This is a genomic window from Porphyromonas sp. CAG:1061, from assembly GCF_000435035.1.
GTDB lineage: Bacteria > Bacteroidota > Bacteroidia > Bacteroidales > Porphyromonadaceae > Porphyromonas_A > Porphyromonas_A somerae.
The window spans coordinates 14,793-25,034 of record NZ_HF988927.1 but is presented as its reverse complement, the minus strand read 5'-3'; the positions used below and the strand labels follow the sequence as shown (position 1 = coordinate 25,034).

Sequence of the window (10,242 nt, the reverse complement as noted above, 5' to 3'; positions counted from 1 at the left end):
ACCCGCCGAAGCGACCCAGCCTCCAAAGCGGTATAGAGTGCCTCGCCATCGCGGCTCCTAATCACCGTCCAGTAGAAGGGATTGCCAAAGATCGTCAGCTTATCCCGTGTCAGGTCCAAAGGAGGCAACTCCGCCTTTACCAAGCGGTAGTCGGGAAGCGTAATAGCATAAAAGCTACCCACTTCGTCCACCAAAAAGCCCAAGAAAGCACGGCTCGGATACTCCGTCACGAAGAGCTGTTGGGGCACCACCCCACTGGGCAATGCTATCTCCTGCAGATAAGGCCGCCCCACCGTCTGCCTCAGATTAAAGAGCCTCCCCCCGGCATCTAGCAAGAGATACCCATGGTCGTACGGCTTCTTGGTGGTGGCATTTCCAGCCACTAGGGCTATCGGGAAAGCCACTCCTTTGGCGTCCAACGCCTTCTGAAACAACTCCGACTTTGCCCTATCCACCTCGTTACGGCTCATATCAATAAATTCGATCCCCTTTTTTCCCAGCCGAAAGACATCGCTCGGCATCTCCAGGTAGACCCTCTTCGACATCGACTCCAAAAGGAAATAAAGCGGCGTCACGTGGCAATTGATAGAGGAGGGATGCGAGATAAAGATAAAGCTCTGCTCCTCCAGCATACTCGGTGAGACCGCCACCCCATGGATACTATCGGGCAAACGCCCATCCATCACCAGCTGACGGTAGTAAAACGATGGCAATACACTATCAAACTCACTCTCCGTATACTCTCGCCCAGCATAGTCGTAGTAGCGAGACCCCTCCTCACCACTATTATCCAGCGACACAAATTCGCCCACCACCTCACTATAGAGGGTAAAAGGCACATACCCTCCACCCCTTTGCAATAGCGCCCCGAGCGAAGTAAGCCCCCAAATCAGCATCAGTGCCGATACCACGCCCATCAATAGTTGGAAAAAGATTTTCATAAGCCTAGAGAATTACTGCACCCCCTCCTTGAAGCGATAAATAGATAAAATAGCCACATAGCAAAGCAACACCGACCAAAGCCCCATCTCACACAAAAGGTCCTGATAGGCCCGAGGAGTCGTCGTCACAAAGTAGAGACAGCACACCCCATAGCTCACCAGCATACAGAGTAAGCGACCCCGCCACGTAGGCTCCACCACCACCCAAGTAGTTACGCCATACATTCCCCAGCCTGCCAAAAACCAAGGCCCAACACTCACCAGCAAGTGAGTCACCAATTCTGGTGCCAAGATACTAGAGAGGTAGCCCCATAGGATCAGCATCTCCACCAGAAAAAACAAGCCTAGCATCAATACCCCATACGTGAGCATCACAAATGCAATCCGCTCCAGTGGCAAAGGGAGATGAAGGGTTAGCTTCAATCGCTTTTGCACCATTTCAGGAGCCCACTGCACCACCGCCAGCACCAAGCCACACAATATAGGCTGATACTTGAGGGCATCTAGCAAAAGTACATCCTTAGAGAGGAGTACCTCCCACAGATGGGACACTCCACGTACCGATACAATCCTCTCCAGCGAGAGCAAAGCATAGCCCACCACTCCTAGTCCCAAGAGGCTAAGCAGCAACACCGCCCACCTTGTCTTCACCCACTCTTTATATAGCAATCCGCCAATCATAACTCAATACTTACCGGTCAAACCTATAAACACATCCTCCAGTGACATCCGCTCCTCCACCAACTGGCTATAAGGCAATTGGTGCTTCGCCAGATACTCTCGGATATACCCCATCCCCTCAAAGCTATGTACCTCAGCCTGATTTCCTATCACCGCAGGGTGCCATAGCTTCGGATCACCTGGCAGCTCCAACCCCTCCACCTCCAGCTTTATCAAATACCGATGGAAAGAACTCATCAGCTCCGCCACAGGCATCTGCAAAAGGATCTTACCATAATCCAGGATAATGCAGTCATCAATCAGCCGCTCCATATCCTGAATGATATGCGAAGTGAGAAAGACGGTCTTATCACGTCCCTTGGTGAATTCCTTTAGATAGTCAATGAAAAGTCGACGATAACCAGGATCAAGCCCCAACGAAAAGTCATCCAGCACCAAGAGATCGGCATCTTGTGCCAAAATCAAACCCAATGCCACTTGCGACCTCTGTCCACACGACATCCTACTGATACGTTGATGAGGAGCTATTTTAAGCAGGCTAACTAGGTCGTAGTAGATATCACGCTGCCAACGAGGATAAAATCGAGCATAGAAATGCTCAATCTCCTCCACAGTCATAAAGCTATACTGAACATGCCCTTCAATCAAAAGAGCAATGTTGGCCTTAACCTCAGGGGGCATCGACTGAATGTCATAGCCAAGCATCTTACACACCCCACTTCGCGGCTTCAGATAGCCAGCAAGGATATTGATGGTGGTAGTCTTGCCAGTACCATTCTTGCCCAATAGACCCAAAATACGCCCTCTAGGCACAGTAAAGGTAAGCCCCTCATAAATGAGGCGCTTACCATAGTAATGAGTCAATCCTTGGCACTCAATGATGGCCGAGGAGTCAGTTCCGATCATTGCTTTGCTGCTTTTAGCGAAGGTTGTACACGCTTATTGAAGTCGTTGGTAGAGTTATTGGTATCCATCAGATACTTTCTACCATTGGCTTCCCTAGCCACCTTACGGATCACTGCGGTTCCTTGTCCTGTGCGGTCATTAAAGCTCTTGCACCAACCAGTGTAACCAGCATCTAGGACATTGGGAATAAATCTCCACTCAATAGCATCTTCGATACCGAGGAATACCACATCGACCATCCACTCGTGAGGTATCTTATAGGTTTTAAGTGACATCTCTTTCACAAAGTTCTTAAACTTAAAAATATACTTACCATCCCACAAGTAATCCTTGATGAACGTCTCGCGATCTACCGGCATCCGTACTAGAGCAATCGTAGTGACGCCGCGCTGATGGAAAGAGGAGACGGTAAGTGAAGACTTATAGTAAGAGATCAGGTTGGGCACCTCAGGATTATCCACATCTTGGAACCTAGGATTATCAGAAAGGTCGTAGATCTCAAAGTCGGCGTGCGAAAGATCGGTCGCCCCCTTGAAAACCTTTGAGTGGTCTTGGGCATCATTGGCAATAATCAGCGATGCTCCTGGCTTCACTGGATGGCTCTTACCATCACCAGGAATCATAGAGACAAAACTGACTGTAAGGGCCTTATCCAGCGGACTATCGACATAATCCCGCTTCATATTGCTCAGATCTTCCGACTGCACAATCGCCAAACTATCGGCAAAGAGAGTGACGTCTGAATTATTGGTAATCTTGATGTACTGCTCAGAGTACTTAAAGGTCTTTCCGGTCTCAGGGTCAATGGTAGGGCTAAAGAAAAGCTCCTCAATCACAAAGCCGGCATTGCTATTCTCTACATACTGCGGGGTGAGCTCGAAGGAGGTACGCTCCTTAGTCACCGTCACCTGCTCTTTTATAGAGATAGGAGTAGAGACTCTGCCTAGCTTCTCCGACTGATATGCCAAAGTAGCCTCAACTGAAACCTCATACACACCCTCCAAAAGCACCTTCTTAAAGGTCGGTTCCTTAGAGGTTAGCTCAGAGGTTTGGCCATCTTTATTGCTTTTGAAAGAGATCTTAAGGTCGCTATACTCTCCTCCTTTCACACCTAGAGGTGAGTTTAGCACGAAACTACATTCACGCTCCACTGCCACCTCATTCTCTTTTTCAGGCTCACAACTAACTAGTCCGAGAGCCAATAGGGCTATAAGGGCCCATAGATACTTCATTGCTTTCATATACTTCTTGAAATAAAATTTTTAAACGTTAGTCTCCAGTTACTTCAGTTCCTTTGCTACGAAGTCCTCGGTAGAGTTATTCGAATCCTTTAGCACCTTAGAGCCTTCAGATAGGCTCTTCCGCACCACCTTTTTACCGTAGCGTGTATCATCATTCAGCTCATCTGCCACCTTAGCATAGCCGGCATCCAATTTTTCCGAGATCGGCAACCACTGCTTCTCATTAGTCATACCGAGGTTCACAGCATCCAGCACCCACTCATTTGGAAGCTTTAGAGCAGGGTGGCCATCCAACTCCATAGGATCCATTCCCTCTATAATCATTACCTCCTTGTAAGTATAAGTGCACTCCTTCACGAGGTCTTGTGCTGTCTTTCCTTGTAGGTCCACGATCGCATAGGTATTCTGTCCGTTGGTACTCATGGTCCAATTCTCTGTTCCATCGCCATAAGGGTCGCTGATGAACACAAGTTTCATATTGGGTACCTTAGGATTGTCAGGGGTTTCAGAATCAGTGTAGCCCTTATCGCTCATCCACTCGAAGTTGGCGTTGGACAGGTCTATCGAATTAGGGTTCTCCTTTGTATGGTCTATCGCCGAGTGGCACAAGATGACACTCTCATACGGCTTCACGGCATACTCCCTCCCGGTGCCAGGGAACTGCATCACCAGGTCGGTAACGAAATGTGTTGTCCTCACATCGGGCTTTGCCTCCACCTTCTCATCCGACTGCCAGAGCGACTTTACTAGAGCTAGTCCATCGAGATATCTCGTTACAGGACTATTGTTGGTGATCTTGAGGTATTTATCCTCATCGTACTGCTCACCCTTGCTATTGCGACTTCCAGCAAAGAATATCTCACTGATAACGAAGCTCTCCGTAGGCATTTCCCACATCAATTGGCAGGTGCGGTCAGATTTGTCCTTTGCCTCAACTACAAAGTCCTCTTTGTACTCTATCTCTGCTAAAGCACCTTTGCACTCGAAGCGACACATCACCTTCATAGCATAGGGTTCTCCCTGTACCAAGTGAAGCACCGCCTTACCCTCCTTAAAAGAAATAGGCAACACCTTACCATCGCTTCTGGAGGTGAGCTCGCCTGTAGCTTCTGTTATGGTGCCCTCAACGCCCAATGGTGCCTTTAGCTGAAAGGTAACTTCGGCATCCTTCGGTACCTCTGGGAGGTCGCTCTTACAGCTCCAGAGTAGGAGCAACGTCACACATAGCCCGAATAGTAAAAATAACTTCTTCATATCTATTTATCTATTAAAAATTAAACGGTTTAAAACAGTAATTGAATCACTCCCTCCACCCAATGTCGATGGATAGCATCCACTCCTCCGCCACTATACCGTCCGAATCGGTACCTGCCACCTACCTCAATGCCCCAAGGCAAGGATCCCCATCCCTGTATGGTGTAGTGCCACTTAGGGGCTACCTCAAAAAAGAGTTGAGTTGCATTGATGGTAGCGAAACTGTGCCTCACCTCTCTACTCAGCTCCTCTTTTAAAGTGGTATGTGAGAGGGATAGCTCTCCTTTGCCTAATGGAGAATAGCCTATGTTGCAGGAGAGAGCTATGTAGCTAGCTTTATCTATTTGATAGGAGCCGAACCCACTGAGGGCAACCTGCCATCGTTGGCTCTGTAGCAGGGACTTGGGCTCTAATTTGCGTATGGCTAGATAACGATAGGATAGCGTAGGAGAGAGGTGCCAGTTCACTCCGCCTTCGGAGCGACCAACATGCCAAGCGAGCGTCCCTTTGTAGTGGGGAAAATAGAAGTTGGGCAATTCCCCGATCACAGGATAGGTACCAGCGGCAGGTTCACCTACAATATGCTCCACACCTTTTCGGTTTTGTATCTCTGCTTTGAGCTCCACTCCTTGCTGGCAAGTTCCTTGCCAGAGATAGCCGAGAGCCACTTCTACTCGATGATCGTTGTAGTGGTGAATAGGAACCTCGTTCATATCGGTGAGCGTCTCCTCGAGCCGGTGATATTGGTATCCTATTTTGGCGGAAAAGCCCTCCACCCCACTCGGTACGAGATGTGCTGCACTAGAGAGGCCATATCCCCGGTAGTAGACGGTAGGGGTATTGGTATTGAAGCGTGCGAAGCTCCCTCCAAGGCCATTCATGAGCCACTGAATTGTAGTGCCCAAAGGGGAATAGAAAGCAACGCTACTCCGCTGTTTGTAGATCTCGTGGCCGAGTGAAACCCCTACAATATAGCTACCTAGTGGATGTGCCACCCCCATATTCATAGTTAGATTGGAGACAATATTACGTGGACGCGGATCCACCCTTCGATACTCTTGCTGTGAAAGATACTGCACCTCTCCTGCCAATCTCCACTGGTGGTATGCTCCGCTATATCCGCCCCCGAAGGCATACCGCTCGTGCGATAGGTTGCCCCCTTCGGCATCTGCAACCATATAAGGGTAGAGGCGAGCAAAGTCGGACGTGCTATTGAAGCGAACCCCCTTGATCAGCCCACTGGAGTAGGTGGCATTGCCCCACATATGTTGTGACTCTGAAGGTTTCAGATAGGTATTGGCATAAATATGTGTAAGGCTTTCGCCCGAACCATTCTGCTGTAAAAAGGCTCTGTTCTCGTGCCTCCAATGGTATTCTGTGCCAAAAGTAGAGAGCGAAGAGGGGTAAAGGAGATGATGCAGTGCCACATTTTCGTGGTAATACCGAAGCATCGCAACATCTGTCGTTGCATGCTCCAAGGAGCGAGAAAGCAGGGGCAAGGTATCCCTTTTTTGCGCCACCATCTCCGTAGTAGCTATAAATAGCCACACCATGAATAATATCCACTTAATCCTTTTCATTGCATTCGTACCAAATGGATTTCACATATGCTGGCTTGCGAAAGAAACTCTTGCTCGGTAGCAGAACCACGCACCCATGCTCGCTCGCCATTCTCCAATAAGAGGGTCCCCTCGACCTGCACATCGTAGAGCCCACGCAGTAATTGGTCGCTGTAGCTAGAGGTGGTGATAGAATTGCGTATAGTGGTCACCCGAGTATTGTGGTTATGGAACTTAATCTGGTAGCTCTGTTGTGCTATAGGCACAGAAGGTTGGAAGCGTATCTGGACCGTCACCTCGCTCATCACATCGGCTCTATCGGGCGTATGGCAGGCGGAGAGTAGTGAGGCAATAAAAAGCCAAGTCAGGAGTTCAACTATCTTTTTCATAGGGTCACCATCAATTCCATCCCGAAGTAGGGATATTGGTTTCGTCGGATTACATACCCTTTCTGATGAATATCTGGGGAGTAATCGAATATCTTATTCACAAAGAGGGCCACATTGAGTCGCTCTCCAAATAGTCGCTTGGTAGCCTTGAGGTTGGTAATCATCATAAAGGGGACCACATAACGTTCAAATGAGCTATCGCTATACGACCGCTTGAGCCACTGCAGGTAGGTATCCGACTTATCTTGCTCTCTAAAGGGATGCTCCTTACCATCCTTCAGATCCACATAGAGGTCAGGGTAATTGGAGATGGGCATCTTCTGCGAAGAGGAGTACCAATTGGACTGGAAAGAGAGCGATACCCCTAGCCCAATTTTTGGGAGGTAAGAATCCAGCCGTAGGTCGCTATTCAGCATCTCTCGCACCAATATCTCATTATCACGATAGATGCCGATATAGGGCACCTCGCTATCCCCGAGCACTGCTTTAGGGCGCTCATATTGTGGCAAGCTATTGCGGTAGGTGGTTCTAAACCACGCTCCAGAGAAGGTAATTCGGGTATTGAGGAATGGGTATCGTGGGGTGCTCAGCATCCACTCCAGCCCCACCTTGGAGGTTTCGCTACCATTGGTGACCTTTCCGAGGAGCCTGAATTGCTTCGACTCTTGGTAGGAAAAGTCGGTAATAGCAGGCTTTGCCGTAAGGGCATCATAAGGGACGGAGGAGGGGTTGTAGCGCTTAAAACTGGCAATCTTCAGCTCTGCATCGTTACGAAATCCGCTGCTCATCCGCTCTCGGAAGTAGGTGACCGAGGCGGAGTAACCAGCCCACTCGAGGTCGAGCCGGCCCTCCATCTTGATATTCTTCGCTGGCGTGAGTGGCCGATTATTGGGGTGGTAAATATAGGTGCGTAGATAGACCAGACGATAGTCCGGATTGGCATGGTAATAATTGAGCTCCACAAAATCGTCATACACTGTTTCGGGGTAAAGCTGATCCATAGAAGGAAACATACTAAGGCTTCCGATCCCTCCGAGCAACTGAATGCGAAGTGGTTGCTCTCGTACAGTGATAGGGGCAAAGCTCCAGCGGGCGTTAAGGCGAACATCGGTATACCATTTCCTACTCATTTGATAAGAGCTATCAAGGTGTAGGAGTTGATTGCTCACCAAACCTGCCATTAGAGAGAAAGTATGGGCACCTAGAGGCACAGAGAGCTCATCCTCCACAAATAAAGAGAGCATACTTTTAGCCGGGATATCACAGAAAGGGCGTGGTCGGCTTCCAGCCGTCCAGAAGAGAGGCCGATCCAAGTCAAAGAGCGTCCCTTTACCCCTATTCTTACTGTACGCCCAAGTGGCTCCATACTTAATCCGTTGTTTGCCCCAATCTCTGTCCAGATGCGTGCTACCCTTCATCTTGGCATAGAGATATATCGGGCGACTATCCACCAAATGCGATGCCACATAATTACGGGGGTAGTATTTTCCCTCAAACTCTCCCTCTTCCTTCTGCGTAAGATAAGGAACATCCCTATTCAAGAGCATATCCTTGGTGATCTCCGTCCGGTCCCAAGTATGGGTGGCAGAGAGGATAATCTCTAGATCATGGAGCCATCGATTTTCCTTAGGCGTGAGCAAGAAGGTTTGCGAAAAAGCAAGGCTATGATAGCTTGCCTTGTAGCTATCCTTGGGGTTGTAGTCTAGGTCTTGATCTCGCTTACGGTCGTCGAGAGTGCCGGTATAATCTATATTGGTGTGAGAGCTGAATACTCCGACTCCCAAGTGCCACTTACCCGACAGGCGTAGAGAGCTATTGATACGCTCGTAGCAATCCCGTACACTGCGTGGATCGGAATAGGCCGAGAGGTAGCCTACACTGGCGATGAGGTTGAGGTGCTCTTCACGAAGGGTGACCCCTTTGGAGAGAAAAAATAGCTTGCTACTCATATCGGACTTAAAACGGCCATTCAAATCATCGCTCCATTGCTTACGCTTCACCTTAATGAGTCCGCTAGTAAGATCGGAGTGCTCTACAGAGGGAATTCCTCGCACCACCTCGATACTCTCCACCTCGTCGGTAGAAATAGTACGCATATCTACTCCGGCATTGATCGGTATTCGGATAGGGTACTCGTAATTGCTCCCATGCATGCCCCTAAACCCCGCATCCATCTTGAGTGGCACCCCATCGATAAGGAAGGTGGTGCCCATGGATGAGGTATTGTAATTGGATTGATTGACGCGTGGAAGCAAATTGTGTTGGCCTACGATGGGGAGGGTGGCTTCGCGTAGCCGAACGATATCGGGACTGGTGAGCTGGGGATCGGATGAGAAGCCCCCTGGGAGTAGCTCCAGCACATCGGCAATGCTAGAGGGCTGAATATGTGCCATAGCGGCTTTGCCGATCAGGGAAGAGCTGGTCATTCCTTTAGAGGACTTTGCCGTCACCACCACCTCCTGTAGCTCGCGACTGCTATTCTTCAGTTGGATAGTGATATTTTGCTTGGAGCAAGCAACCTTGAGGTGCTCTACCTTTTTATCATAACCAATATAGGTGACCTGTAGCTGATAACTGCCAGGTGCCACCTTGGGGAAGGTGATGACGCCATGGGGGTTGGTAGCACCGGTAAGGAGTTGCTCGCCCTGCTCCATACGCACTAAGGCGCCTATGAGGGGTTCGCCACTATCACTATCTATTACCGTGATAGTGACCTCGGTGGCTCTAGGGATCTGAGCCACCGCCCACTCTATCGGGATAGAGAGGAGCAGGAGGAGTGTGAGCAGATTTTTCATAACCAAAGGAATAGCAGGGGTATCACTATCCCAATAATCAATTCTACGCCGCCTACTCCTTTAAGACCTCGCTTCCCTTTGACCAGAAGTAGCCCTGAGAGGGTAATAAGGATTAAGGCGATGGCGAATAGGTCGGAGAAGTAGGCCCACCATCTTCCGGGATTGTAGTGTAGCCTCACAAAGTCGCTCAGGATAGGGCGCTTACGAAGTCGGTCGTAGGTGGCGGTACCACTGCGAAGGTCTACCTCGAGTGTGGAACCTCCTTTGAGAAACACCTTGAGGCTCTCGTCATCGGGGTAGTAGTGCTTGGTGTAGTTCTTTTCTTCGTGGATGCTCGTAAGGAGGGTGGTGAGCTCGGCTTGGGTTACCGACCCTTTCGCCCTCGGAGTATCTGCTATCGCCTGCTGTAGGATGATTCGCTTGACGGTATAACTAGGATTGATCTGGTCGCGATGATTCATCAATATACCGGATAG

At 49.4% G+C, this 10,242-nt stretch carries 9 protein-coding genes; all 9 read right to left on the bottom strand.

From position 1 onward, the window contains the following. Positions 1 to 941, bottom strand: a 941-nt coding sequence (locus QVO39_RS06420; RefSeq protein ID WP_288171876.1) for a DUF4857 domain-containing protein, incomplete at its 3' end; no start/stop codon positions are given. A 12-nt stretch (positions 942 to 953) separates the two neighbouring features. Beyond that, on the bottom strand, positions 954 to 1,622 hold the full coding sequence (locus QVO39_RS06415; RefSeq protein ID WP_021903493.1) for a hypothetical protein: 669 nt from the start codon (positions 1,620 to 1,622) through the stop codon (positions 954 to 956). A gap of 3 nt (positions 1,623 to 1,625) precedes the next feature. Beyond that, a complete protein-coding gene (locus QVO39_RS06410; RefSeq protein WP_021903492.1) occupies positions 1,626 to 2,528 on the bottom strand; it encodes an ABC transporter ATP-binding protein in 903 nt (300 codons plus the stop codon). Continuing rightward, positions 2,525 to 3,769: a DUF4876 domain-containing protein gene (locus tag QVO39_RS06405; protein ID WP_244400160.1), complete on the bottom strand. Its 1,245-nt coding sequence runs from the start codon at positions 3,767 to 3,769 to the stop codon at positions 2,525 to 2,527. The genes QVO39_RS06410 and QVO39_RS06405 overlap by 4 nt, the downstream gene beginning before the upstream one ends. A 39-nt stretch (positions 3,770 to 3,808) precedes the next feature. Then, positions 3,809 to 5,023, bottom strand: coding sequence for a DUF4876 domain-containing protein (locus QVO39_RS06400; protein WP_021903490.1), 1,215 nt, complete (start codon positions 5,021 to 5,023; stop codon positions 3,809 to 3,811). Positions 5,024 to 5,052: 29 nt separating this feature from the next. Next, positions 5,053 to 6,603, bottom strand: coding sequence for a DUF6850 family outer membrane beta-barrel protein (locus QVO39_RS06395; RefSeq protein WP_244400161.1), 1,551 nt, complete (start codon positions 6,601 to 6,603; stop codon positions 5,053 to 5,055). Continuing rightward, on the bottom strand, positions 6,600 to 6,971 hold the full coding sequence (locus QVO39_RS06390; protein WP_021903488.1) for a hypothetical protein: 372 nt from the start codon (positions 6,969 to 6,971) through the stop codon (positions 6,600 to 6,602). The genes QVO39_RS06395 and QVO39_RS06390 overlap by 4 nt, the downstream gene beginning before the upstream one ends. Continuing rightward, the gene (locus tag QVO39_RS06385) at positions 6,968 to 9,766 is read right to left on the bottom strand and encodes a TonB-dependent receptor (RefSeq protein ID WP_021903487.1); all 2,799 of its coding nucleotides are present in this window, start codon (positions 9,764 to 9,766) and stop codon (positions 6,968 to 6,970) included. The genes QVO39_RS06390 and QVO39_RS06385 overlap by 4 nt, the downstream gene beginning before the upstream one ends. Further along, the coding region (locus tag QVO39_RS06380; RefSeq protein ID WP_288171874.1) for a PepSY-associated TM helix domain-containing protein at positions 9,763 to 10,242 on the bottom strand (480 nt) is incomplete at its 5' end. The genes QVO39_RS06380 and QVO39_RS06385, both read right to left, overlap by 4 nt.